25 protein-coding genes are annotated in these 24,569 nt (G+C 73.2%); 5 read left to right on the plus strand and 20 right to left on the minus strand.

The genetic code is table 11. The features are described 5' to 3' along the window. Window positions 1-20: 20 nt before the first annotated feature. From ACWEPX_RS11305 to ACWEPX_RS11345, 9 genes are all read right to left on the minus strand, one after another. Complete coding sequence (locus ACWEPX_RS11305; RefSeq protein WP_451897000.1) at window positions 21-479, minus strand: Rieske (2Fe-2S) protein; 459 nt, start codon at window positions 477-479, stop codon at window positions 21-23. A 72-nt stretch (window positions 480-551) separates the two neighbouring features. Next, on the minus strand, window positions 552-977 hold the full coding sequence (locus tag ACWEPX_RS11310; RefSeq protein WP_451897001.1) for a PH domain-containing protein: 426 nt from the start codon (window positions 975-977) through the stop codon (window positions 552-554). Continuing rightward, window positions 974-1,471 (minus strand): 6,7-dimethyl-8-ribityllumazine synthase, encoded by a 498-nt coding sequence (gene ribH / locus ACWEPX_RS11315; protein WP_451897002.1) that lies wholly within the window; start codon window positions 1,469-1,471, stop codon window positions 974-976. The genes ACWEPX_RS11310 and ribH overlap by 4 nt, the downstream gene beginning before the upstream one ends. Continuing rightward, complete coding sequence (locus ACWEPX_RS11320) at window positions 1,468-2,727, minus strand: bifunctional 3,4-dihydroxy-2-butanone-4-phosphate synthase/GTP cyclohydrolase II (protein ID WP_451897003.1); 1,260 nt, start codon at window positions 2,725-2,727, stop codon at window positions 1,468-1,470. Before ACWEPX_RS11320 ends, ribH begins: the two co-directional genes overlap by 4 nt. Next, window positions 2,720-3,343 (minus strand): riboflavin synthase, encoded by a 624-nt coding sequence (locus ACWEPX_RS11325; RefSeq protein ID WP_451897004.1) that lies wholly within the window; start codon window positions 3,341-3,343, stop codon window positions 2,720-2,722. Before ACWEPX_RS11325 ends, ACWEPX_RS11320 begins: the two co-directional genes overlap by 8 nt. Window positions 3,344-3,354: 11 nt before the next feature. Beyond that, the gene (gene ribD / locus ACWEPX_RS11330; RefSeq protein ID WP_451897205.1) at window positions 3,355-4,350 is read right to left on the minus strand and encodes a bifunctional diaminohydroxyphosphoribosylaminopyrimidine deaminase/5-amino-6-(5-phosphoribosylamino)uracil reductase RibD; all 996 of its coding nucleotides are present in this window, start codon (window positions 4,348-4,350) and stop codon (window positions 3,355-3,357) included. 65 nt (window positions 4,351-4,415) lie between these two features. After that, window positions 4,416-5,069, minus strand: a complete 654-nt coding sequence (rpe, locus tag ACWEPX_RS11335) for a ribulose-phosphate 3-epimerase (protein ID WP_451897206.1) — start codon at window positions 5,067-5,069, stop codon at window positions 4,416-4,418. Between the two features lie 55 nt (window positions 5,070-5,124). Further along, window positions 5,125-5,979 carry an alpha/beta fold hydrolase gene (locus tag ACWEPX_RS11340; RefSeq protein ID WP_451897005.1) on the minus strand — a complete coding sequence of 285 codons (855 nt, stop codon included), beginning with the start codon at window positions 5,977-5,979 and terminating at the stop codon, window positions 5,125-5,127. Further along, window positions 5,976-6,395, minus strand: coding sequence for a helix-turn-helix domain-containing protein (locus ACWEPX_RS11345; RefSeq protein ID WP_451897006.1), 420 nt, complete (start codon window positions 6,393-6,395; stop codon window positions 5,976-5,978). The genes ACWEPX_RS11340 and ACWEPX_RS11345 overlap by 4 nt, the downstream gene beginning before the upstream one ends. A 92-nt stretch (window positions 6,396-6,487) precedes the next feature. Between ACWEPX_RS11345 and ACWEPX_RS11350 the strand changes: the two genes are divergently transcribed. From ACWEPX_RS11350 to ACWEPX_RS11360, 3 genes are read left to right on the plus strand one after another with little or no spacing between them, the layout of a single operon-like run. Continuing rightward, complete coding sequence (locus tag ACWEPX_RS11350) at window positions 6,488-7,132, plus strand: MOSC domain-containing protein (protein ID WP_451897007.1); 645 nt, start codon at window positions 6,488-6,490, stop codon at window positions 7,130-7,132. Beyond that, window positions 7,132-7,560, plus strand: a complete 429-nt coding sequence (locus ACWEPX_RS11355) for an NUDIX hydrolase (protein ID WP_451897008.1) — start codon at window positions 7,132-7,134, stop codon at window positions 7,558-7,560. Before ACWEPX_RS11350 ends, ACWEPX_RS11355 begins: the two co-directional genes overlap by 1 nt. Next, the gene (locus ACWEPX_RS11360; RefSeq protein WP_451897009.1) at window positions 7,557-8,231 is read left to right on the plus strand and encodes a DNA alkylation repair protein; all 675 of its coding nucleotides are present in this window, start codon (window positions 7,557-7,559) and stop codon (window positions 8,229-8,231) included. Before ACWEPX_RS11355 ends, ACWEPX_RS11360 begins: the two co-directional genes overlap by 4 nt. Before the next feature lie 522 nt (window positions 8,232-8,753). Here the strand turns inward: ACWEPX_RS11360 and pheT are convergent. From pheT to infC, 6 genes are all read right to left on the minus strand, one after another. Continuing rightward, a complete protein-coding gene (pheT, locus tag ACWEPX_RS11365; RefSeq protein WP_451897010.1) occupies window positions 8,754-11,294 on the minus strand; it encodes a phenylalanine--tRNA ligase subunit beta in 2,541 nt (846 codons plus the stop codon). Continuing rightward, window positions 11,291-12,361 carry a phenylalanine--tRNA ligase subunit alpha gene (pheS, locus tag ACWEPX_RS11370; RefSeq protein ID WP_451897011.1) on the minus strand — a complete coding sequence of 357 codons (1,071 nt, stop codon included), beginning with the start codon at window positions 12,359-12,361 and terminating at the stop codon, window positions 11,291-11,293. Before pheS ends, pheT begins: the two co-directional genes overlap by 4 nt. A gap of 102 nt (window positions 12,362-12,463) precedes the next feature. Then, a complete protein-coding gene (locus tag ACWEPX_RS11375; protein WP_451897012.1) occupies window positions 12,464-13,255 on the minus strand; it encodes a TrmH family RNA methyltransferase in 792 nt (263 codons plus the stop codon). 20 nt (window positions 13,256-13,275) lie between these two features. Then, window positions 13,276-13,653, minus strand: a complete 378-nt coding sequence (gene rplT, locus ACWEPX_RS11380) for a 50S ribosomal protein L20 (protein ID WP_451897013.1) — start codon at window positions 13,651-13,653, stop codon at window positions 13,276-13,278. A gap of 65 nt (window positions 13,654-13,718) precedes the next feature. Continuing rightward, the gene (gene rpmI, locus ACWEPX_RS11385; RefSeq protein ID WP_451897014.1) at window positions 13,719-13,913 is read right to left on the minus strand and encodes a 50S ribosomal protein L35; all 195 of its coding nucleotides are present in this window, start codon (window positions 13,911-13,913) and stop codon (window positions 13,719-13,721) included. Window positions 13,914-13,992: 79 nt separating this feature from the next. After that, a complete protein-coding gene (infC, locus tag ACWEPX_RS11390; protein ID WP_451897207.1) occupies window positions 13,993-14,631 on the minus strand; it encodes a translation initiation factor IF-3 in 639 nt (212 codons plus the stop codon). Between the two features lie 219 nt (window positions 14,632-14,850). Here infC and ACWEPX_RS11395 point away from each other — a divergent pair, with 219 nt between their 5' ends. Next, the gene (locus tag ACWEPX_RS11395) at window positions 14,851-15,213 is read left to right on the plus strand and encodes a DUF1844 domain-containing protein (protein WP_451897015.1); all 363 of its coding nucleotides are present in this window, start codon (window positions 14,851-14,853) and stop codon (window positions 15,211-15,213) included. Window positions 15,214-15,596: 383 nt separating this feature from the next. On the opposite strand, the gene ACWEPX_RS11400 is transcribed toward ACWEPX_RS11395, so the two are convergent. Both ACWEPX_RS11400 and ACWEPX_RS11405 read right to left on the minus strand, forming a co-directional pair. Further along, a complete protein-coding gene (locus ACWEPX_RS11400; RefSeq protein ID WP_451897016.1) occupies window positions 15,597-16,265 on the minus strand; it encodes a response regulator in 669 nt (222 codons plus the stop codon). Continuing rightward, window positions 16,262-17,821 carry an ATP-binding protein gene (locus tag ACWEPX_RS11405; protein WP_451897017.1) on the minus strand — a complete coding sequence of 520 codons (1,560 nt, stop codon included), beginning with the start codon at window positions 17,819-17,821 and terminating at the stop codon, window positions 16,262-16,264. Before ACWEPX_RS11405 ends, ACWEPX_RS11400 begins: the two co-directional genes overlap by 4 nt. Window positions 17,822-17,900: 79 nt before the next feature. Between ACWEPX_RS11405 and ACWEPX_RS11410 the strand changes: the two genes are divergently transcribed. Then, window positions 17,901-19,247, plus strand: coding sequence for a cation:dicarboxylate symporter family transporter (locus tag ACWEPX_RS11410; RefSeq protein ID WP_451897018.1), 1,347 nt, complete (start codon window positions 17,901-17,903; stop codon window positions 19,245-19,247). A gap of 58 nt (window positions 19,248-19,305) precedes the next feature. Here the strand turns inward: ACWEPX_RS11410 and ACWEPX_RS11415 are convergent, their stop codons facing one another. The 3 genes from ACWEPX_RS11415 to uvrA form a co-directional block, all read right to left on the minus strand. Next, complete coding sequence (locus tag ACWEPX_RS11415) at window positions 19,306-21,192, minus strand: TOMM precursor leader peptide-binding protein (RefSeq protein WP_451897019.1); 1,887 nt, start codon at window positions 21,190-21,192, stop codon at window positions 19,306-19,308. Continuing rightward, window positions 21,182-21,379 (minus strand): hypothetical protein, encoded by a 198-nt coding sequence (locus ACWEPX_RS11420; protein WP_451897020.1) that lies wholly within the window; start codon window positions 21,377-21,379, stop codon window positions 21,182-21,184. Before ACWEPX_RS11420 ends, ACWEPX_RS11415 begins: the two co-directional genes overlap by 11 nt. 101 nt (window positions 21,380-21,480) lie before the next feature. Next, window positions 21,481-24,333, minus strand: coding sequence for an excinuclease ABC subunit UvrA (gene uvrA / locus ACWEPX_RS11425; RefSeq protein WP_451897021.1), 2,853 nt, complete (start codon window positions 24,331-24,333; stop codon window positions 21,481-21,483). Window positions 24,334-24,569: the final 236 nt, after the last annotated feature.

Here is a 24,569-nt window from a genome sequence, read left to right on the forward strand (position 1 = left end):
GACCGGGGCCGCCGCCGCGCTCAGGCGAGCCGGACGTTGCCGCCCTCGACCTTGACCGGGATCTCCGCCAACCCCGCCGTCGCGGGCCCCCGGGTCACCGCTCCGGTGGCCGCGTCGAAGGTGCTGCCGTGGTTCGGGCAGGTGATCGTCCCGTCAGACGGCAGGCCGACGATGGTGCCCTGGTGCGGGCACGCGGGGTTGTACGCCTTGACCGCCTCTCCCGTGCGGACCAGCAGGATCTTGGTGTCCGGGCCGTCGACCAGCACGCCGCCGCCGTCCGGGATGTCCGCGACGGCCGCCAGCGCGCCGGGCGCGCCGCCGGTGGTCGTGCCCGCGCCGGTCGTGGGGCCTGCACCGGTGGTCGGGCCGCCGGGCGCCGGGGTCTCGGTCGAGCACGCCGCCAGCGCGCCGGGGGCGATCAGGGCGACCATGAGGCCGCACAGGGCCTGCCTGCGTCCGGTGGTGGGTTCTGCGGTCACGCGGGAGCCTCCTCGTAGCTGCACTCCAGGACAGGAGAACACCCCGGGTTACGCCCGCGCAGCGCGGGAGGTTCAGCCGACGTGCGCGGCCTTGTGGAGCTTGCGCAGCTCGCGGATGGCCAGGACCGCGCGGTCGCGGTCGATCGACTGCACCGCCATCAGCACGATGTACTCGTCGTCGGGCAGTTCGAGGCGGGCGTAGGACGCCCCGTCGGGGAAGGTCACCGCGACCACGTCCGACCAGGGGACCAGCTTCGAGCCGAGCATGTTGCGCACGACGACGCCGGTCTCGTCGGCGGTCACCTTCGGCCAGGTGAACCAGAGCGCCCCCAGCGCCAGCAGCACCCCGATGCCGATCATGGCGACCTGGTCGGAGGTCTGGAAGTACACCCCGGTCGACTGGTTCTTCAGCAGCACCCCGACGGCGGTGAACACCGCGATGAACACCACCGCGAAGGCCACGGCGACGAACCGGACCTTGATGGGGCGGACCGTCACCGGAACCCCTGCTCCGTCCACGGCTGCCGCAGCCCCCGCAGCACCAGCGCGGATTCCAACGCCGCCAGACACGCCTCGTACCCCTTGTCCTCCGCCGAACCGGGCAGCCCGCACCGGTCCAGGGCCTGTTGCTCGTCGTTCACGGTCAGCACGCCGTTGCCCACCGGGGTGGACTCGTCCAGCGACACCCGGGTCAGCCCGGCCGTCACCGCGTCGCAGACGTACTCGAAGTGCGGCGTCCCGCCGCGGATCACCACGCCCAGCGCCACGACCGCGTCGTGGTGGCGGGCCAGCTCCTGGCAGACCACCGGCAGCTCGACCGCGCCCGGCACCCGGACCACGGTCGGCTCGGCGATGCCCGCGGCGTCGGCCGCGGCGAGGGCGCGCTCCAGGAGCTGGTCGGTGATCTTGGTGTGCCACCGGGTGGCCGCCACCGCCAGCTGGATGCCCTCGCAGTTGGGGACGACCGCCTCGGGCCTGCCTTCGCCGCTCACGCGGTTCCCTCCCCGGACGTCGCCTGCGTGGTGTCGAATTGTTCCAGGTTGGCCAGGTCGTGCCCCATCCGGTCCCGCTTGGTGCGCAGGTAGTGCAGGTTCTCCGGGTTCGGCCAGACCGACAGCGGCACCCGGTCCACCACGGTCAGCCCGTAGCCGTCGAGGCCCACGCGCTTGGCCGGGTTGTTCGTCAGCAGCCGCATCGAGCGCACGCCCAGGTCGACCAGGATCTGCGCGCCGGTGCCGTAGTCGCGGGCGTCGGCGGGCACGCCGAGGGCGAGGTTGGCGTCCACGGTGTCGGCGCCCTTGTCCTGCAGCTGGTAGGCCTGCAGCTTGTGCATCAGGCCGATGCCGCGGCCCTCGTGGCCGCGCATGTAGAGCACGATGCCGCGGCCCTCGTTGGCCACCGCCTCCATCGCCGCGTCCAGCTGCGGGCCGCAGTCGCACCGCAGGGAGCCGAAGACGTCGCCGGTCAGGCACTCCGAGTGCACCCGGACCAGGATGTCGGCGCCGTCGCCGATCTCGCCGTAGACCAGCGCGACGTGCTCGATGCCGTCGAGCAGGCTGTCGTAGCCGACCGCGCGGAAGGTGCCGTGCGTGGTCGGGATGCGCGCCTCGGCCACCCGCACGACCTGCTTCTCCGTGCGCCGCCGGTAGGCGATCAGGTCGGCGATGGTGATGATCTCCAGCTCGTGCTCGGCCGCGAAGACCTCCAGCTCGTCGCGCCGGGCCATGTCGCCGGTGTCCTTCTGCGAGACGATCTCGCAGAGCACGCCCGCAGGCCGCAGCCCGGCCATCCTGGCCAGGTCGACGGCGGCCTCGGTGTGCCCGGGGCGGCGCAGCACCCCGCCCTCCTTGGCGCGCAGCGGCACCACGTGGCCGGGCCGGGTGAAGTCCTCGGCCCGGGACGCCTCGTCGGCCAGCAGCCGGATCGTGCGCGCCCGGTCGGTCGCCGAGATGCCGGTCGACACGCCCTCCTTGGCGTCCACCGTCACCGTGTACGCGGTGCCGCGGCCGTCCTGGTTGGTGTGGAACATCGGCGGGAGGTTGAGCCGCTCGCAGTCGGCGTCGGTCAGCGCGACGCAGACGTAGCCGGAGGTGTAGCGGACCATGAAGGCCAGCATCTCCGGGGTGGTCTTCTCCGCGGCGAAGATGAGGTCGCCCTCGTTCTCCCGGTCCTCGTCGTCGACGACGATCACCGGCTTGCCCGCGGCGACGGCATCGATGGCCCGCTCGATGGCGGCGAAGTCACTCACCCGCGACCTCCTTCACGACGGCCCCGATGTGGGGCGATGCCAGTCTCTCCACGTACTTGGCGATGACGTCCACTTCGAGGTTGACCTTGTCCCCGACCGCGCGGACGCCCAGCGTGGTCACGCGCAGGGTCTCCGGGATCAGGCTCACGGTGAACCAGTCGGGCCCCACCTCCACCACGGTCAGCGAGACGCCGTCGACGGTGATGGAGCCCTTCTCCACCACATAACGCGCCAGCCGCGGCGGCATTCCGATCCGCACCAGGTCCCAGTGCTCCGACGGCTCGCGGGCGGCGATCTCGCCGGTCCCGTCCACGTGGCCCTGCACGATGTGACCGCCGAAGCGGGCACCCACGGCCGCGGCGCGCTCCAGGTTGACCGGGTCGCCCGCGCCCAGGCCGCCCAGGCTGGTGCGCACCAGGGTCTCGCGCATCACGTCGGCGGTGAACGCGCCGCCGTCCAGCTCGACCACGGTCAGGCACACGCCGTTGACCGAGATCGAATCGCCGATGCGCGCGTCCGCGGTGACCAGCGGGCCGCTGATGGTCAGCCGCGCCGCGTCGGCGAGGTCGGCCACGGCCACCACCTCGCCGCGCTCCTCCACGATCCCGGTGAACACCGCGTCCTCCCTCAGTCCGTGACCGGCACGGCGCTCACGCGCACGTCCGGTCCACACATGGTGACCTGTTCGACGGCCATCCGGTGCGCATCGGTGATGGTCGACACGCCCGATGCGCCCAACGCCACAGGGCCGCCGCCCAGCAGGACGGGCGCGATGTAGGCCAGCAGCCGGTGCACGGCACCCGCTTGGACGAACGCGCCCGCCAGCGTCGGCCCGCCTTCGAGCAGGACGTCGACCGCGCCGCGGGCGTCCAGCTCGGCCAGGACCTCGTGCGGGTCGCGCGTGCGCAGGTGCAGGGTGGGCGCGCTGGCGTCGAGGACCTTCGCGCCCGCGGGCAGGTCGCCCTCGCCGACGACCACCCGCAGCGGCTGGCGGTCGAGCAGCGCGCCGTCGGCGTCGCGGGCGGTCAGCGCCGGGTCGTCGGCCAGGACGGTGCCGCGGCCGACGACGATCGCGTCGATGCGGGTGCGCAGGTCGTGCACCTCGGCCCGGGACTCGGCGGAGCTGATCCACCGGCTGGTGCCGTCGGCCGCGGCGACCCTGCCGTCGAGGGAGGCGGCGTACTTCCAGGTCACGTGCGGGGTCCCGGTCCGCTGCCGGTGCAGCCAGGCGCGCAGCGCGCCGCGCTCGGCCTCCTGCGCGAGCAGCCCGCCGTCCACGCGCACGCCCGCCGCCGCCAGCACCGCGGCCCCGCCCGCGGCCACCGGGTTGGGGTCGGCCACGGCGTAGACGACCCGGGCGACCCCGGCCGCCAGCAGCGCGTCGGTGCAGGGCGGGGTCCGGCCGTGGTGGGCGCAGGGCTCCAGGGTGACCACGGCGGTGCCGCCGCGCGCCCGCTCCCCCGCCGCCCGCAGCGCCACGACCTCGGCGTGCCCGCCGCCGGGCGGGCGCGTCCCGCCGAGCCCTGCGACCTCGCCGCCCGCGTCGAGGACCACGCAGCCCACCGGCGGGTTCGGGCTGGTCGTGCCGTGCACTCCCGCGCCCTGCGCCAGGGCTGCGCGCATCGCCGCGACCAGCCTGTCCTCCACGCCGACCAGTCTTTCAGGTCCGGTTGACGCCGCGCACCCGCCTAGCTGCGGTGTGCTGAGGCCCGCTCACGCAAGGCGGCGACCGCGGCGGCGGGGTCGTCGGCGTTGTAGACGGCCGAGCCCGCCACGAAGCAGTCGACCCCGGCCTCGGCGGCCTGGTCGATGGTGTCGGCGTTGATGCCGCCGTCGATCTCGATGAGGACCTTGAGGTGCCCGGTGTCGACCAGCCTGCGCGCGGCCCGGACCTTGTCCAGCACGTCCGGGATGAACTTCTGCCCGCCGAACCCCGGCTCGACCGACATGATCAGCAGCGTGTCGTAGTCGCGCAGGACCTCGACCCACGGGTCCAGCGGGGTGCCCGGCTTGAGCGACAGGCCCGCCTTCGCCCCGGCCGCCCGCAGGTCGCGGGCCACCGCCCGCGGGTCGCGCACCGCCTCGGCGTGGATGGTGACGTTGTGCGCGCCCGCCTCGGCGTACCCGACGGCCCACCGGTCCGGGTCGGCGATCATCAGGTGGCAGTCCAGCGGGATGTCCGTGGCCTTGCGCAGCGACTCCACCACCGGCAGGCCGAGGGTGAGGTTCGGGACGAAGTGGGCGTCCATCACGTCCACGTGCAGCCAGTCCGCGCCGCGCACGGCGGCCATCTCCTCGGCGAGCCGGGCGAAGTCGGCGGACAGGATGCTGGGCGCGATCATCGGGGTGGTCGACACAGGGCCGCAGCATAGGCAGCCGCGCCGGGCCCCGCTGCGGTCACCGTCCGCCCAGGTGAGCCACATCTCGGAGGAAGTCCAGGACCGGCTGCGTCTGCCCCACGATGGAGTGGCCGACGCCGGGCAGGACGGTCACCCGGGCGTGCGGCACGGCGCGGGTCAGGCGCGCGGCGGTGCCTGCGGAGTCGAACATCGCGTCGCGCTCGCCCGCGATGGCCAGCACCGGCATGGTCAGCCCGCGCAGGGCGTCGTCGGGGAAGACGGGCAGGCGGTCGCGGCGGGGCAGGAAGTGGGTGAACATCAGCGCCAGGTACTCGGCGACCTCGGGCAAGTCCCGCACGTCGACGCCCGCCACCGACTTGATCGACCGCAGCATGCCCCAGCGCCCGAACGGCTTGTAGAACAGGGCCTTGAACACGAAGCCGACCTTCTGCCTGCCGAGCCCACCGGGGCACAGCAGGGCCAGCCGCTCGACCCGCTCGGTCCGCCGGATCGCGTAGTCCAGGCCCATCCACCCGCCGAGCGAGGCGCCGACGAACGCCGCGCGCTCGATCCCGAAGTGGTCGAGGACGTCGTCGAGCCAGTGGGCGTAGGCCGCGGAGTCCAGCGGCGGGCGCGAGGGGGCGGAGAGCCCCGGCTCGCCGATGAGGTCGACGGCGTGCACGCGGAAGTGCTGCGCGAAGGCCGTCACGTCGCCCATCCACATCGTGGCGTTCGTGCCCGCGCCGTGCAGCAGCACCAGCGGCGGGGCGTCGCGCGGGCCGCAGACGAGGACGAACGTCTCCCCTTCGCGGGTCGGCACGGTGACGCGCTCGGCCGGGACCGGCCAGGCGTCGAGGCTCTGCTCGTAGCGGCGGCGGATCTCGCGCCCGCCCGCCTCGGTCTTGTAGATCATGAGTCAAGCACCCCTTGCAGGTAGTCGAGGATGTGCCGGGTGTCGGCCAGCCCGCCGAGCACGACGACCTTCATGCGGGCCCGCTCCTCGTCGTAGGCGGTCTCCACCCGCAGCGGCTGGTCGGCCGGGTGGGTGCGCACGGCGGTCAGCAGCGTGCTGACGCGGTGCGCGGTCTCCGGGCTCACCGCGTCGATCTCGACGACGGTGGACACATCGACATGGCGATGCCTGCGCACCTCCGGCGGGTCGGCCACCGGGGCGCCGACGAAGGCTTCGAGGTCGGCGCGGGTGATCCGGTACTGCTTGCCGATCCGGACGGCCTTCAGCCGCCCTTCGCGCACGTAGCCGCGCACGGTCCGCACGTGCAGCCCCAGCTGCTCCGCCACCTCTTCGGTCGAGTAGAGCTCTTTGCCCATGTTCTTACCTTACCAGCCGTGTTTGAACGGCTGATAGGTAATTTTGGGGAAGGATACGTATATACGCCCTCCCGATCCTCTAGGTTGCGATCGTGGACTTCGCGCGCGTGCTCTCCGTCAACGTCGGCAAACCCCGACCCACCGAGGCGTCCGTCGGCATCACCGGGATCGACAAGCGGCCGGTCGACGGCCCGGTCGAGGTGATCGCGCCCGGCCCGTCGAAGTCGGGCCTGTCCGGCGACACGATCTGCGACGTGGCCAACCACGGCGGGCCCGACCAGGCGGTCTACGCCTACGCCCGGGAAGACCTCGACGCCTGGGCCGCCGAGCTCGGCCGCGACCTGACCCCGGGCGTCTTCGGCGAGAACCTGACCACGGCGGGCGTCGACACGACCAACGCGGTGATCGGCGAGCGCTGGCAGGTCGGCAGCACGCTGCTGGAGGTGTCCTGCCCCCGCATCCCGTGCCGCACCTTCGCGCTCTGGCTGGAGCAGGAGCAGTGGCAGCTGCGGTTCACCCAGCGCGCCGTGCCCGGCGCGTACCTGCGGGTCATCACCCCCGGCGCGATCACCGCGGGCGACCCGGTGGAGATCGTCCACCGGCCGGACCACGGGGTGACCATCGGCGTGGTCTTCCGGGCGATGACGCTGGAGCCGGACCTGCTGCCCCAGCTGGTCGACATCGAGGAGCTGTCGGAGAAGCACCGGACCCGCGCCCGCAAGCGGGTGGGCGTCTGATGCGCCCGAGCGGCCCGCGCGTCGGCGCGTACGTGGTCTGCCTGATGGACGGCAAGATCCTGCTGAGCAGGATGGTGTACGTCGGCCTGCGGTGGATGCTTCCCGGCGGCGGTCTCGAACACGGCGAGGACCCGGTCGACGCGGCGGTGCGGGAGGTGTTCGAGGAGACCGGCTACACGGTGGAGATCGAGGACCTGCTCGGCCTGCACACCTACTTCCGCGAGGAGGACGGGGAGAGCCACCACGCCCTGCGCGTCGTCTACACCGGACGCATCACCGGCGGGGAGCTGACGCACGAGGTCGGCGGCAGCTCGGACATGGCCGCCTGGTTCCCGCTGGCCGAGGTGCCCACCCTGCAACGCGCCACCCTGGTCGACCTCGCCCTGCAGATGCTCGACTCCCCACCCCGAACCGGCCGCATCGCATGACCTTCGCCTCCGCCGCCCGCGCGGGCCTCGCCGCCGCAGCAGACCCGGTGCGGGCGGCGGAGATGCGCCGGTACATGAAGTCCGCGATGCCGATGCGCGGCGTCCCCAAGCCCGCCCGCGCGGCCCTGGTGAAGGAACTGGTGGCCCAGCACCCCTTCACCGACCGTCCTACTTGGATCGCGGCCACCTGCGACCTGTGGCGGACGGCGCAGTTCCGCGAGGAGCGCTACCTCGCCCTCGACCTCATCGGTCACCGCCGCTACGCGGCCTGGCAGGCCCCGGACCTGCTGCCGCTGTACGAGGAATTCATCGTCACGGGCGCGTGGTGGGACTTCGTGGACGAGATCGCCACCCGCAGGCTCAACGACCTCCTCCTCTCCCACCGCCCCACCCTCACCCCGCCGATGCGCGCGTGGGCCACCGACCCCGACCTCTGGAAGCGCCGCGCATCCGTGCTGTGCCAACTGCACCACAAGTCGGCCACAGACCTGACCCTGCTGACCCACGCGATCGAATCCAACATCGCCGACCCGGACTTCTTCCTCCGCAAGGCAATCGGCTGGTCACTCCGCCAGTACGCCCGCACAGACGCCACGTGGGTCCGCACCTTCGTCGACACCCACCCGGCCCTGTCCCCCTTGTCCCGCCGGGAAGCCGTCAAGCACCTCTAGCCCCTGTGGACAACTCCGGAGCCCGCCGCCCCGCTTCGGGCAACCTGGGAATCACGAGCCCAACCCCACGGGCGCCAACCCCCAGGAGATCCCATGTCCACCCGCACCCATGCCTCCCCGCACCACGCCGCTCCCCGGCGCACCCACCACGCCCCAGCTCCCCGCCACTCCAGGCTTCCGAGCTTTGGGCACGCACCCTCTCTCAGGTGGGGCGAAGTGCGCCGCCCTACCCTGGTCGAGCCCACACCCGCCGGGACTAGCGCGCGGCACCTAGCCGCTCACCATCCACGCCTTCGGCCTGCGCACACGCAGACAGACGGGAGTCCCGGCCTCAACTCGTGCACCCGGGGCGCATCCGCACCCGGGTCTCGGCACTCACCTGCGCCTCACGAACCCACGAGGCAGCATTGGCCCGGCAGTCGGCACCGGCGTGCAGCCTGTGACCCACGGGGTCTCAGGCCACACGTCGAGCACTGGACCGCGCGGCGCGGGATGGGCGAGCACTTGCCCGCCCATCCCGGGTCAGCCGCGCAACACCGCGCCGAAGCGGTCCGCGGCGGCGGCCACGGCGGCGTCGCGGGCCGTGGTCGCCTCCTCGACCGTCAGCGTCCGGTCGGGGGCGCGGAAGCGGAGGGCGTAGGCCAGCGAGCGCTTGCCCTCGCCCACCTGCTCGCCGGTGTAGACGTCGAACAGCGACAGGTCCTCCAGCAGGGCGCCGCCGCCGGCGCGCAGGGCCTGCGCGACCTCGGCGACCGGGACCTCTGCCGGGACCACCAGCGCCACGTCGAGCAGGACCGGCGGGTACGGCGAGACCATCGGCACCGGGCGGGACTGGACCAGCGGCATAGCGTCGAGGTCCAGCTCCATCGCGCAGGTCCGCGCGGGCAGGCCGAGGGCCTCCACGACCTTCGGGTGCAGCTCGCCCGCGTGCCCCACCGGGAACCCGCCGACGCGCAGCTCCGCGCAGCGGCCGGGGTGCCAGGGCAGCAGGTCGGACTTGTGCACGGTCAGCTCCACGCCCGCGGCCTCGGCCACGGTGCGGGCGGCCTGCACGGCGTCGGCCCAGCTCGCCTGCTCGCCGGGGCCCCACCAGCCGGCGCGGGTGCGGTGGCCCGCCAGGACCGCGGCGACGTGGACGGGCTGGTTCGGCAGCGCGGCCGCCAGCTGGCCCAGCTCGTCGTCGCCGGGGCGGCCGGTGACCGGGACCTCCGGCATCGGCGCAGGCTGGTGGCGGGGCAGCACGACCTGTCCGATGTGGAACAGGGCGGCGTCGCGCGCGCCGCGGGAGACGTTGCGCACCAGCGTGTCCAGCAGGCCGGGCAGCAGGGTGGTCGCCAGCGCGTGGCGGTCGGCCTCCAGCGGGTTGAGCACCGACAGCGTCCGCCGTCGGGAGTCGTCGGCGGCCAGGCCGAAGGCGTCGAACACCGCGGGGTCGAGGAACGGGAACGGCAGGACCTCGACGTAGCCGTGCTCGGCCAGCGCCCGGCCGACGGCGCGCTTGCGCCGCTGGGCCGCGGTCAGGCCGCGCCCGGGCGGGGCCGCGGGCAGCTCGGTCGGGATGGTGTCGTAGCCCTGCAGGCGCAGGACCTCCTCCACCAGGTCCGCGGGCTGCAGCAGGTCCGCGCGCCAGGACGGCGGGTACGCGGTGACGGTGGGCGTGCCCGCCTCGTCCGCGCCGACGTCCACGGTGCAGCCGATCTGCTGCAGGCGGGTGACCGTCACCCCGCGCGGGTAGCGGATGCCCGCCACCCGGTCGGGCAGGTCCATCGCCATGACCACGGGCGCGGGCATGGTCGGGTTGCCGACATCCGTGCGGCCGGGCTGGATGCGGCCCTCGCCGTACTCGCGCAGCAGCCGGGCGGCGCGCTCCAGGGCCGACGGCGGCAGCGCCGGGTCGACCGCGCGCTCGAAGCGCTTGGACGCCTCGCTCGGCAGCTTGTGCCTGCGCACCGCCCTGGCGATCGACGCCGGGTCCCAGATCGCGGCTTCGAGCAGGATGTCGGTGCTCTCCGGGGTGATCTCGGTGGACGCCCCGCCCATCACGCCCGCCAGCGAGATCGGGCCGGTGTCGTCGCAGACCACGATGTCGTCCGGGTCCAGCGTGCGGGTCACGTCGTCGAGGGTCACCAGCTTCTCCCCCGGCTGCGCGCGCCGGATGGTGAGCCCGCCGGTGAGCCGCGCGGTGTCGAAGGCGTGCATCGGCTGGCCGGTCTCCAGCATGACGTAGTTCGTCACGTCGACGGCCAGCGAGATCGACCGGATGCCCGCCAGCGCGAGCCTGCCGCGGATGAACCACGGCGTCGGCGCGGTCGGGTCGATGCCGCTGACCCGGCGCACCACGAAGCGGGAGCAGCCGTCGGGGTCCTCGATGGCCACCGGCACGCTCTCGCCCTCGGCGGGCGGGACCTCCACCGCGGCCGGGTCGATGACCCGCAGGTCCAGCGCGCACGCCAGCTCGCGGGCCAGGCCGCGCACGGAGAAGCAGTAGCCCATGTCCGGGGTCGGGGCGACCTCGATCACGGTGTCGGTGAGGCCGAGCAGCTCCACGGCGTCGTCGCCGGGGGCGGCCTCGCCGCTGGGCAGCACGAGGATGCCGCTGTGGTCGTCGCCGAGGCCGAGCTCGCTCAGCGAGCAGATCATGCCGTTGCTGACCCGCCCGTAGGTCTTGCGCGCGGTGATCGCGAAGCCGCCGGGCAGCACCGCGCCGGGCAGCGCCACCACGACCAGGTCGCCCTCGACGAAGTTGGACGCGCCGCAGATCACCTGGGTGGTCGCGGGGGCGTGCGGGTCGACCGGGTCGGGGTGGTCGTCGAGCGGGTCGGTGATCAGCGGGTCGCCGATCTCGACGGTGCAGTAGCGGATCGGCTTCTTGAAGCCGGTCAGCTCCTCGATCTCGGCCACGCGGCCGACGACCAGCGGGCCGGTGACCGGGCCGAGCGGGGCCAGCTCCTCGACCTCGATGCCGATGCGGGTGAACGCCTCGGCCACCTGCTCCGGGGTGAGGTCCTTGGTGTCGTCGGTCAGTTCGAGCTGCTGGACGAGCCAGCTCACCGGGAGCCTCACTGCGCCTCCGTGCCGAAGGGAAGGGTGAACCGGACGTCGCCCTCGACCATGTCGCGCATGTCCGGGATGCCGTTGCGGAACTGCAGCGTCCGCTCGATGCCCATGCCGAAGGCGAAGCCGGAGTGCACGTCGGGGTCGACGCCGCAGGCGCGCAGCACGTTGGGGTGCACCATGCCGCAGCCGCCCCACTCGACCCAGCCCGCGCCGCCCTTCTTCTCCGGGAACCACACGTCCAGTTCGGCCGACGGCTCGGTGAACGGGAAGAAGGACGGGCGGAGGCGCACCCGCGACTCCGCGCCGAACATGGCCTTGGCGAAGGCGTCCAGCGTGCCCTTGAGGTGGGCCATCGTCAGGCCCTTGTCCACGGCCAGACCCTCGACCTGGGTGAACACCGGGGTGTGGGTGGCATCCAGCTCATCGGTGCGGTACGTGCGGCCCGGGCACACCACGTACACCGGCAGCTCGCGGTCTAGCAGCGAGCGGATCTGCACGGGGGAGGTGTGCGTGCGCAGCACGAGCCCGCTGCCCTCGGGGGCGACGTAGAACGTGTCCTGCATCGTCCGCGCCGGGTGGTCCTTCTTGAAGTTGAGGGCGTCGAAGTTGAACCACTCGCCCTCCAGCTCCGGGCCCTCGGCCACCTCGTAGCCCATGCCGACGAAGACGTCGGCGATGCGGTCGGACAGGGTGGTGATCGGGTGGCGGGCGCCGCGCGGGACGCGGTCCCAGGGCAGGGTGACGTCCACGCCCTCCTCGCGGAGCACGCGCTCGTCGCGCTCGGCCTGCAGGCGGGCGCGGCGTTCGTCGAAGGCGGCCTTGATGGCGATCTGCGCCTCGTTGACCCGCTTCCCGGCCTCCGACCGCGCCTGCGGCGGCAGCGCGCCGATCTCCCGGCGGGCCAGCAGCAGCGGCGAGCGGTCGCCGAGGTGCGCGGGCTTGACCGCGGCCAAGGCGTCGAGGTCGGCCGCGGCGGCGAACTCGGCGCGCGCTGCGTCCACGGCGGCCTGGAGGGTCTGCGGCGACAGCGCCGCGACCTCCTTCGGGTCGTACGGGTCGTTGGCTCCGGACATGGTTGGCAGACAGCTCCCGTTGGTGGCCAGGGCACGCACCCGAGCGCCGGGTGAGCAGCCCGATCCTAAGTGATCGCACCGGCCCACCCGCAGCGAGTTACCTCATCGGGTGGGTCGGCGCTGGGCTCTGGCGGTTTCATAGAGGCACAGCGCCGCCGCCGTGGCCAGGTTCAGGCTTTCGGCGGCCCCGTACCGGGGGATGCGCAGGGCGGTGTCGCACGCGCGGAGGGTCGGCTCGTCCAGCCCGTGGGCCTCGTTGCCGAACACCCAGGCCGTCGGCGAACCCACGTCGGCGGTGTGGATGTCGTGCTCGGCGTAGCCGTGGGCGGCGACCAGGCGCAGGCCCGCGGACCGGCAGGCGGCCAGCGCGGCGGGGACGTCGCGGGTGCGGGCGATCGGCAGGTGGAAGACGCTGCCGGTGGAGGCGCGCACGCACTTGCCGTTGTGCGGGTCGACGGTGTCGCCCGCGAAGACCACGGCGTCGGCGCCCGCGGCGTCGGCGACCCGGGTGACGGCGCCTGCGTTGCCGGGGTCGGCGATGCCGACCAGCACCGCGACCAGGGTGGGGGCGCCTGCGAGCGCGGTCTCCAGCGGCTTGTCGACCAGGTCGCAGACGGCGACCACGCCCTGCGGGGTCACGGTCTCGGACAGGCCTGCCGCGGCCTTGTCGGTGACCTCGGACACGCGCGCGCCCGCGTCCTGCGCGGCGTGCAGCAGGTCGGGGTGGCGGTCGGCGGCGTCGGCGGTGAAGAACACCTCGTGCACGCGGCCGTGGGTGAGGGCCTCGCGGACGGCCTGGGCGCCCTCGGCGAGGAAACGGCCCGCCTTCTCCCGGCCGGGCCGGCGGGTCAGGGCCCGCGCGGCGGCGACCCGGGGCGTGCGTTCGGTGCACACCCCGGGTCGCGGTGCGGTGCTCAGGAAGCGGCCTTGCCCTGCGCGTCCGCGTTGGCGCGGGCGATCTCGACGAGGGCGGTGAAGGCGGCCGGGTCGCTGACGGCGAGCTCGGCGAGGATCTTGCGGTCGACCTCGACCCCGGCGACCTTGAGGCCCTGGATGAACCGGTTGTAGGTCATGCCGTTCTGGCGGGCGGCGGCGTTGATCCGCTGGATCCACAGCTGCCGGAAGTCGCCCTTGCGCGCGCGGCGGTCGCGGTAGGCGTAGTTGAGCGAGTGGAGCACCTGCTCCTTGGCCTTGCGGTACAGCCGCGAGCGCTGGCCGCGGTAGCCGCTGGCCAGCTCCAGGGTGGTGCGGCGCTTCTTCTGGGCGTTGACCGCCCGCTTCACGCGTGCCACTGTGGTTGTCCTGTCGATCTAGTGGGCGGCGGGGGTGGCCGCCCGGGTGGGCATGTGCGAGGGGGTCAGCGGCCGAGCAGCCGGTTGACGCGGGAGACGTCCGGCTTGGCGACGTCGGTGGTGCCCGAGAGGTCGCGGGTCTCCTTGCTCGACTTCTTCTCGAGGCGGTGGCGCAGGCCGGTCTGCTGCCTGCGCAGCTTGCCGGTGCCGGTGATCCGCACCCGCTTGGCGGTCCCCTTGTGGGTCTTCATCTTGGGCATGTTCGATCCTCGGTTCACGCCGCCCGCGCCCCGCGAGGGGAGCGGGCGGCATCGGGGTGGACAGTCGGGGGTGTCCCGGTCACTCCGCGGCGGAGCCGTCGGCCACCGGCGTCTCCGCGGTGGCCTGCGTGGCCTCGGCCGGGGCGGCGTCGGCATCGGCCGCTTCGCCGTCGCGGCGGCCTGCCGGGCCCTTCGGCTTGGGCTTCACGTTCTTGTGCGGGGCCAGCACCATGATCATGTTCCGGCCGTCCTGCTTGGCCGAGGACTCCACGAAGCCCAGCTCGCGCACGTCCTCGGCGAGTCGCTGCAGCAGCCGGAAGCCCAGCTCGGGGCGGGACTGCTCGCGCCCGCGGAACATGATGGTGACCTTGACCTTGTTCCCGCCCTCGAGGAAGCGCACGACGTTGCGCTTCTTGGTCTCGTAGTCGTGGGAATCGATCTTCGGCCGGAGCTTCTGCTCCTTGATGACCGTGAGCACCTGGTTCCGCCGGGACTCGCGGGCCTTCTGCGCGCTCTCGTACTTGTACTTGCCAAAGTCCATGAGCTTGCAGACCGGCGGACGAGCCTGGGGTGCGACCTCGACGAGATCAAGGTCCGCTTCCTGCGCCAGGCGGAGCGCGTCCTCGATGCGCACGATCCCGACCTGTTCGCCGTTGGGTCCGACCAGGCGGACCTCCGGCACGCGGATGCGGTCGTTGATGCGTGTCTCCGTGCTGATGGGGCCTCCTCGGTGTGGCTAAGTTCGCACGACCGGCGTCGCGGGACCCCAATGCGTCGAGCCCCGTCGCCAGATGGCGCGGGGCCCGCTTCCGACCGAATACAGCCCACCAGGGGCTGACCGGACCCGGCCACCTGCGGTGACTCGGGTGGGAGCGGGGGCTCCACTTTGCCGCCCCCGCCGAACGGGGGCTGGTCGCACGTGGAATGGTAGCAGACCGTGAACGACACCCCTGACGTCCACCGGCCCGCCGAGGACGACAACGCCCGCGACCTCGCCGAGATTCCCAGCGTGGAGGTCATCAGCCGGGCCGCGCTGATGCTGATGTCCGCCGCCGCCGAACGCCTCGGCCTCTCCGCCCCCGACCCCGCCACCAGCCCCCACCGCGACCTCGACGAGGCCCGCCGCCTCATCACCGCCCTGGCAGGCCTGGTCACCGCCGCCGCCGAATACCTGGGCCCCCACGCCGCCCCCGTCCGCGACGGCCTCCAATCCCTCCAGAAGGCCTTCCGCGAGGAATCCGCCTTCCCCGACGAGCCGGGCCAGGGCCCCGGCGAGAAGTACACCGGCCCGGTGTACTGAGCCGACCGGGGCGGCGACCCGGGCAGCGGAGCGGGCGGCCGACCGCAGCGCGGACGCCACCTGCCTGGTCGCCGCCGCCAAGGGGTCTGGCGCGGGTGCGGCCAGACGACGCCGCTGCGAGCTGGGCAGCGTGCGGCGGTCGCACCCGGACGATGCCGTGACGAGACCGCCGCGCGGGAGAGAGCCATGAGCCGTTCCCGACGCGGCGAGAGGGCGGTTGGGCGTGCCGGAGTGAGGCGGGGACGCGGGCCGATCGGGGTGGCGGAGCTGCCTTGAGTGGGGTGCGGGCTGCGGGTGACGGGGGCTAGCGAAGTCGCGGACTAACGGGGTGAAGGGGCTAGCGGGCGACGGGCCAGCAGGGTGACGGGCTAGCGGATGACGGGCTAGCGGGGTGGGGTGGGGCGGTAGTGGAGTTCGGGGCGGCCTACTGGGCCGTAGTGGGGGTGGCGGGTGGCTTGGGCGTGGGTGGCCAGGTATTCGAGGTAGCGGCGGGCGGTGGGGCGGGAGACGCCGGTGGCCTCGGCGGCGGTTGTGGCGGTCAGTTCGCCTGCGGTGTGGAGGGCGGTGGTGATGGTGGTGAGGGTTTGGGGGCTCATGCCCTTGGGGAGGGCGGTGGGGGCGCGGAGGGCTTCGAGGGCGCTGTCTACTTCGGACTGGTTCACCGTCGTCGTGGTGGACAGGCGGGTTCGGTAGTGGGCGTAGGCGGTGAGTTTGGCGCGGAGGGCGGGGAAGGTGAAGGGCTTGAGGAGGTACTGGACCACGCCCGCCGACACCGCGGAGCGGACGACGGCCAGGTCTCGGGCGGAGGTCACGGCGATCACGTCGGCGGGGACGGCGGTGGCGCGGAGGGTGCGGAGGAGGTCCAGGCCGTGGGTGTCGGGGAGGTAGAGGTCCAGCAGGACCAGGTCGACCGGGGTGGTTTCCAGGAAGCGCAGCGCGGCGCGGGCTGAGTGGGCGACGCCGCTGGGTGTGAAGCCGGGGACTCGGCTGACGTAGGTGCGGTGGGCTTCTGCGGCGATCGGGTTGTCCTCCACCACCAAGACCGTGATCATGAGCGCTCCCCCAGCGGCAGTCGGACGAGGAACTCCGCGCCCGGTCCCGTGGACACCTCGATGGTCCCCCGGCACCGCCGCACGGCTTGGGCGACGAGCGCCAGGCCGAGCCCGCGCCCGTCGTCCTTTGTGGACCAGCCGCGGTCGAAGGCGTTCGGGGGCAGGCCGGGGCCGGTGTCGGTGACGGTGAGGACCAGGTCCGGGCCGTCGCGGGTCGTGTGGACGGCGACGGTGCGGCGCGCGGGGGCGGTGGCGGCGGCATCGATGGCGTTGTCGATCAGGTTGCCGAGGATGGTCACCAGGTCGCGGGCGGGGATGCGGTCGAAGGGCGCCGGGGCGGCGTCGACCTGGAGGTCCACGCCTCGTTCGGCGGCTTGGGCTGCCTTGCCCAGCAGGAGGGCGGCCAGGACCGGCTCATCGACCGCGGCGACGACCTGGTCGGTGAGGCGTTGGGCCAGCGCCAGCTCCTCGGTGGCGAACGCGATCGCCTCGTCCGCGCGGCCCAGTTCGACCAGGGACACCACGGTGTGCAGGCGGTTGGCGGCCTCGTGGGCCTGCGCCCGCAGCGACTCGGTGAAGCCGCGGACGGTGTCCAGTTCGCCGGTGAGGGCTTGGAGGTCGGTGCGGTCGCGCAGGGTGACGACGGTGCCCAGCGGCCTGCCGTCGACCCGCACCGTCGAGGAGTTGACGACCAGCACCCGCGTGTCGGTCAGGTGGAGTTCGTCGTGCATCTCGGTGTCGGCGACGAGGTTGTCGACCAGGGCGGACGGCAGTCCCAGCTCGTCAACGCGCCTGCCTTCGGCGTCGGCGGGCAGGTCGAGCAGCGCGCGGACGCCGTCGTTGCAGAGGGTGACGCGATGGTCCGCATCGAGCAGGACCAGGCCCTCGCGGACGGCGTGCAGGATCGACTCGTGGTAGCCGATCACCCGGCGCAGCTCGGCGGGGGCGAGGCCACCGGTCTGCCTGCGCAGGCGGCGGCTGACCAGGTAGCTGCCCGCCGTCCCGACGACCAGCGCCGCCCCCGCGACGGCCAGCAGCCCGAGCACGCGGTCGCCCACGGCGTCGCTGATGGCCGCCACCGTGATCCCCGCCGCGACCAGCGCGATGACCTGCCGGTCCGGCCCGAAGACCGGGACGACGGCGCGCACCGACGGGCCGAGCGTGCCGGTGTAGGTCTCGGTGAACGCCTGCCCGGCCAGCGCGGGCGCGGTGGTGCCGAGGAACTTGCCGCCGATGCGCCGCGGGTCGGGGTGGGTGAAGCGGGTGCCGTCCGGGGCCATGATCGTGATGAAGTCGATCCCGGTGTCGGCCAGCACCGCCGCGGTGTAGGGCTGGAGGACCCGGGTGGGGTCGGCGCCGGTCACGGCCTCGGCGACCATCGGGGTGTCGGCGAGCGCGCGGGCCAGCGCGGTGACGGTGCCCGCGCTGGACTCCTCGGCCCGCTCGGCGACGTCGACCCAGGCCAGCGCCGCTCCCCCGGCCACGATGACCGCGACGATCACCCCCTGCAGGACGAGCAGCCTGCGGGCCAGGCTCCACGGTCTGCGCCTGCTCATGCGTGCACGCTATGACCACAATGGTGACCCACGCCACAGCCCGCGCCAAGGTCGGACCCACCGACCTGGGGAGGCGCCCGTGTCCCGTTCCCGCCGCGACCGCACGCACTGGCTGTACCTGGCCGTCATCGCCGCCGTCGTGCTCGGCGTCGCCGTCGGCCTGATCGCGCCCGAGCAGGCCAAGGACCTCAAGCCGCTGGGCACCGGGTTCGTCGCGCTGATCAAGATGATGATCAGCCCCGTCATCTTCTGCACCATCGTGCTCGGCATCGGCTCGGTGGCCAAGGCTGCCAGCGTCGGGCGGGTCGGCGGTCTGGCCCTGGGCTACTTCCTGGTGATGTCGACCGTCGCGCTGGCCATCGGCCTGCTCGTGGGCAACCTGCTGCACCCCGGCGACGGCCTGCGCCTGACCGCGGAGGCGGCGGCCACCGGCGCGTCGCAGGTCGAGGAGTCCAAGACGACCACCGAGTTCCTCCTCGGGGTGATTCCCTCGACGCTGCTCTCCGCGCTGACCGAGGGCGAGGTGCTGCAAGCGCTGCTGGTGGCGCTGCTGGTCGGGTTCGCGCTGCAGCGCATGGGCCCGGCGGGCGAGCCGGTCCTGCGCGGCATCGGGCACCTGCAGAAGCTGGTCTTCCGGGTGCTGGCGATGATCATGTGGGTGGCCCCGGTGGGCGCGTTCGGCGCGATCGCCGCCGTGGTCGGCGAGACGGGCATCGCGGCGATCGGGGGCCTGGCGGTGATCATGCTCGGCTTCTACGCGACGTGCCTGCTGTTCGTCGTGGCGGTGCTGGGGCCGCTGCTGTGGCTGGTCGCGCGGGTCAACCTGTTCTCGCTGCTGCGCTACCTGGGCCGGGAGTTCCTGCTGATCTTGTCCACCTCGTCGTCGGAGGTGGCGCTGCCGCGGCTGATCGCGAAGATGGAGCACCTGGGGGTGAGCAGGCCGGTCGTGGGCATCACGGTGCCGACCGGCTACTCCTTCAACCTCGACGGCACCGCGATCTACCTGACGATGGCGACGCTGTTCGTGGCCAACGCGACGGGCGCGCCGCTGTCGGCGGGCGAGCAGGTCTCGCTGCTGGTCTTCATGGTCATCGCGTCGAAGGGCGCGGCGGGGGTGACCGGCGCGGGCCTGGCGACGCTGGCGGGCGGGCTGCAGTCGCACCGGCCGGACCTGGTCGACGGCGTGGGCCTGATCGTGGGCATCGACCGGTTCATGTCCGAGGCGCGGGCGCTGACCAACTTCGCGGGCAACGCCGTGGCCACCGTGCTGGTCGGCACCTGGACCCGCGAGTTCGACCGCGGCCGCGCGCACGCCGTCCTCTCCGGCGGCCTCCCGTTCGACGAGCGCGCCATGACCGACGACCCCGCCACCCCGGCCGAGAATGATCGCGAGTTGGCCGGAACCTCGGCGGCGCTGCCTCGTTGAGCACACCGAACCGCCCGCGACCCGATGCCCCCGGGTCAACGGGCGGTTCAGTGCTTTCCTACCAGATCGGGTGAATCGTGCGGCGGTGCGCTGGGAGGAGCCGCGGGCGCAGCCGGGGCACGGCCACCCGGTCGTTGCCGTGGCCGTAGGTCAGCGGTTGCAGGCGCGAGCTGACCGCGCGGACCACCCGGAACGGGCCCGTGGCGACATCGGCGCTGGTCACGTCCACCAGGGCGACGCGGATGCCGGACGCGCCGAGGACCCCGGCGAGGTCGGTGGTCGACGCGGGGGCGCCGGTCTCGGGGAGGTCGGCGAGCAGCGTCGTGCCGCCGCAGCGGAGGCGGTCGAAGGCGACGACGCGGTCCGGGCGGAAGTAGAAGGCGGCGTGGTCGAGCATGGTGCGCACGTCCTCGGGCCGCTCCGGGACGCGGTGGGCCTTGGCCCGCAGCAGCGCCGTCAGGTGCGGTGCGGCCTGGGCGAGTTCGAGGATGGCCTGGCGGACGGCCTCGCGCGGGTCGCGGGCGCAGCCGAGGCCGACGGCGACGCCGGGCAGCCGCTTGCCGTCGCCGAGGGCGAGCGCGGCGGCGGTCGCGCCGTAGGTGCTGGTCGGCAGCAGGTGCACCTCCACGGTGTGGCCCTCGTCGGTCAGCGCGTCCACCGCGTCGGCCAGGTCGGCGTCGAGCGTCTCGTCGAGCTGGATGAACCGGCCGCGGGCCCCGGTGAGCCAGGCGGCGAGCATGGCGTCGCGCTCGACGAGCTCCAGCACGGCGTGCACGGCCGCGGTCTCGGCGTCCGGGCCCGCGGCCAGGCCGTTGGAGGTGCCCTGGCAGATCAGGTGCTCGGGCAGCACGGCCAGCCGCAGGTAGGCCAGGACGGCGGGCACCCACACCGGCCTGCCGTCGTGCAGCCACGTGCCGCGGACCCACGGGTGGTCGACGCGGCGGTCGAAGGGGGCGAACTCCGCCCGGGCGTACTGGTCGGGCTCGTAGAGCGGCAGCTCGCGCGGGTCGAGCACGTCGCCGTCGAGGTCGGCGGGCCGGGCCCAGCGCAGCCGCCCGGGGTCGGGCAGGCTGGCGGCGTAGCGCTCGATCGCCTCGCCCACCGCCGAGCGGATCGCGCCCACCTCGTCCATGCCCTTGCCCCAGCCGACCGGCATGGGGTGGGCCAGGCCGCCGTCGACGCGGTGCGGCGGGGCCGCGGTCACCACGTAGGCGCCGCCGGGCAGCGGCCGGCGCACGCTCAGCCACGGGATGACCCCGGTCAGCGGGTCCACCCAGCCCGCCAGCGCCTCCAGCAGCTCGGCCGGGTCGTCGGTGTCGGGCAGGGCGACGGTGCCGATGCCGTCGGCGCCGCCGCAGACCGCGCAGTCCGGCAGCGGGATGACCCGGTGCCAGAGCACCTGGCCGTCGCGCACCTCGGCCACGTGGTCGCGCAACTGCCCCGGCTCCCGCAGCAGCCGCACCACCGGGTCATCCATCGCCACGACCATTGTCGGGCCGTCGATCAGCGCCGCGTCGACCCGCGTGGTGGCCTCGGCGTCCGCGCCGAGCAGGCCGTTCATCCCGACCCGGGTCGTGGTCTCGGCGTCGATCAGCTCGGCGCTGACCCGGGTCGTGGCCTCGTCCTGGCCGGACGCGGCCGCCGCGGCCACCCGCCGCACCCGGGCACACTCGCCGCACCCCGGTCGGCCGGGCTCGGCCAGCGGCCCGACGAAGGTGGTGGCGCCGTCGACCTCCACCACGACGGCGGGCAGCCGCGCCTGCCGCGCCCACCGCCCGAAGCCGCTGGTGTCCACGCGCGTCCCGACCACCACCGACACGGCGAGCCGGGCGCCGGGGACGACCTGCCGGTCGAACACCACTCCCGGTCCGAGCGCGGTGCGCAGGCGCGCCGACAGCCCGGCCGCGCTCGACCGGGCCGGGCCGACGGGGACGTCACCGCGCACGGCCCGCCAGCTCCCGGGCCCGGCGCGGCGGACCGCCGACCAGCCGGAACTCGGCGGGGGCGGTGATGCCCTTCACCGCATCCCAGGCCAGCAGCCGGTCGTCATCCCCGCCGAGCAGGGACAGCCGGGCCGCGGTGCGGCGCTGGGGCTGGACGACCCGGGCTCCCAGGTCTCGCGGGCTGGTCATGACGGCGCCTCCTCGTGGTCTTCGTACACAGAGGAGCACCGCCGACCACTCCGGATACATCCAGACGGGTCATGGTGACGCGCCCGGGCCGTCCGGGCAACTCACAGCACCTTCGCGAGGAACCTCCCGGTGTGGCTCTCGGCCACCGCGGCGACGTCCTCGGGGGTGCCCTCGGCCACGACCGTGCCGCCGCCGGAGCCGCCCTCCGGGCCCAGGTCGATGATCCAGTCCGAGGTCTTGATGACGTCGAGGTTGTGCTCGATGACGATGACGGTGTTGCCCTTGTCCACCAGGCCGTTGATCACGCCGAGGAGCTTGCGGATGTCCTCGAAGTGCAGGCCGGTGGTCGGCTCGTCGAGGATGTAGACCGTCTTGCCGGTGGAGCGCTTCTGCAGCTCGCTGGCCAGCTTGACCCGCTGCGCCTCGCCGCCGGAGAGGGTCGGGGCGGGCTGGCCGAGCCGCACGTAGCCCAGGCCGACGTCCACCAGGGTCTTGAGGAACCGGTGGATGGCCTTGATCGGCTCGAAGAAGGCCGCGGCCTCCTCGATGGGCATGTCCAGCACCTCGGCGATGGTCTTGCCCTTGTAGTGCACCTCCAGGGTCTCGCGGTTGTACCGCGCGCCCTTGCACACCTCGCACGGGACGTAGACGTCCGGCAGGAAGTTCATCTCGATCTTGATCGTGCCGTCGCCAGCGCACGCCTCGCAGCGCCCGCCCTTGACGTTGAACGAGAACCGGCCGGGCTGGTAGCCGCGCACCTTCGCCTCGGTGGTCGAGGCGAACAGCTTGCGGATGTTGTCGAACACGCCGGTGTAGGTCGCCGGGTTCGACCGCGGCGTGCGGCCGATCGGCGACTGGTCGACCTGGACCAGCTTGTCCAGCGCGCCCAGCCCGTTGACCCGGGTGTGCCTGCCCGGCACCTGGCGGGCGCCGTTGAGCTTGTTGGCCAGCACGGTCGCCAGGATGTCGTTGACCAAAGTGGACTTGCCGGAGCCGGACACGCCGGTCACCGAGACCAGGCAGCCCAGCGGGAACGACACGTCGATGCCGCGCAGGTTGTGCTCGCGCGCGCCCACCACCGTGATCTGGCGCTTGCGGTCGACCGGGCGGCGCATCGCCGGGGTCGGGATCTCCTCCCGGCGCGACAGGTACGCCCCGGTCAGCGACTTCTTGTTCTTCAGCAGCTCTTTGAAGGTGCCGCTGTGCACCACCTGGCCGCCGTGCTCGCCCGCGCCGGGCCCGATGTCGACCACCCAGTCCGACGCGCGGATGGTGTCCTCGTCGTGCTCGACCACGATCAGCGTGTTGCCCAGGTTGCGCAGCCTGGTCAGCGTCTCGATGAGCCGGTGGTTGTCGCGCTGGTGCAGGCCGATCGACGGCTCGTCCAGCACGTACAGCACGCCGACGAGGCCGGAGCCGATCTGGGTGGCCAGCCGGATGCGCTGGGCCTCGCCGCCGGAGAGCGTGCCCGCGGCGCGGTCCAGCGACAGGTAGTCCAGGCCGACGTCGAGCAGGAAGCGCAGCCGGGCCTGGATCTCCTTGAGCACCGCGCCCGCGATCATCGCCTCGCGCTTGCCGAGGGTGAGCCCGTCGAGGAACCGGGCGCACTCGCTGATCGACATGGCCGAGACCTCGGCGATCGAGCGGTCGCCCTGGTCGGCGTGGGCGAGGGTGACGGCCAGGATCTCCGGCTTGAGCCGGGTGCCCTGGCAGGCCGGGCAGGGCACCTCCCGCATGTAGCCCTCGTACTTCTCCCGCATGAACTCCGACTCGGTCTGCTCCTGGCGGCGCTCCAGGAACGGGATGACGCCCTCGTAGTTGGCGTAGTACGAGCGCTCGCGGCCGTAGCGGTTCTGGTAGCGCACGTGCACCTGCTCGCCGATGCCGTGCAGCACGGCCTTCTGCGCCTTGGCGGGCAGCCGCCGCCACGGGGTGTCCATGCGGAAGCCGACGGCCTCGCCGAGCGCGCCGAGCAGCCGGGTGAAGTACTCCGCGGTCTGCCCGCCCGCCCACGGGGCGATCGCGCCGTCGGCCAGGGACAGCTCGTCGTCGGGCACGACCAGCTCCGGGTCGACCTCCTTCTTCACGCCCAGGCCGGTGCACTGCGGGCAGGCGCCGTAGGGGGAGTTGAAGGAGAACGAGCGCGGCTCCAGGTCCTCCACGCCCAGCGGGTGGCCGTTGGGGCAGGCCAGGTGCTCGGAGAAGCCGCGGCGGCGCTGCGGGTCGTGCTCGTCGAGGTCGACGAAGTCCAGCTCGACCAGCCCGTCGGCCAGGCGCAGCGCGGTCTCCACCGAGTCGGTGAGCCGCTGCTTGGCGCTGGCCTTGACGGTCAGCCGGTCGATGACGACGGCGATCTCGTGCTTCTCCTGCTTCTTCAGCTTCGGCGGGTCGCTGAGCTGGTGCAGCACGCCGTCGACCAGCGCGCGGGCGTAGCCCTGGGTCTGGAGCTGGGCGAAGAGGTCGACGTACTCGCCCTTGCGGCCGCGGATGACCGGGGCGAGCACCTGGAAGCGGGTGCCCTCGGGCATGGCCAGCACCTGGTCGACGATCTGCTGCGGGGTCTGCCTGCTGATCGCCTCGCCGCACGCGGGGCAGTGCGGCTTGCCCGCCCGCGCGTAGAGCAGGCGCAGGTAGTCGTACACCTCGGTGATCGTGCCCACGGTGGACCGCGGGTTGCGGCTGGTGGACTTCTGATCGATGGACACCGCGGGCGAGAGGCCCTCGATGAAGTCCACGTCGGGCTTGTCCATCTGGCCGAGGAACTGCCGCGCGTAGGCCGACAGCGACTCCACGTAGCGGCGCTGGCCCTCGGCGAAGATGGTGTCGAACGCCAGGCTCGACTTGCCGGACCCGGACAGGCCGGTGAACACGATCAGGCTGTCCCGGGGCAGGTCGAGGTCGACGCCGCGCAGGTTGTGCTCCCGGGCGCCGCGAACGACAAGGCGGTCCGCCACTGCAGGTCCCTTCGGTCGAGCAGGTTGGCCCGTCGCTGCTGGTCACGAGCGGACACGCGACGGGGTGAACGGCCACGGCGGTGGCCGAGCGCATGCTAGGCGGGTGCACCGACAATTCTGGCGGTCGCGCCGTCCCGATGCACCCGCGGAGCGGTACCCGAGAGTAGCCGAAACCCCCTAACCTGGGTGGGGGGCGGCCGAGTGGGGGCGGCGCTGCTTCCGTTCACAGTCACCCA

This window comes from Actinokineospora sp. NPDC004072, from assembly GCF_053604195.1.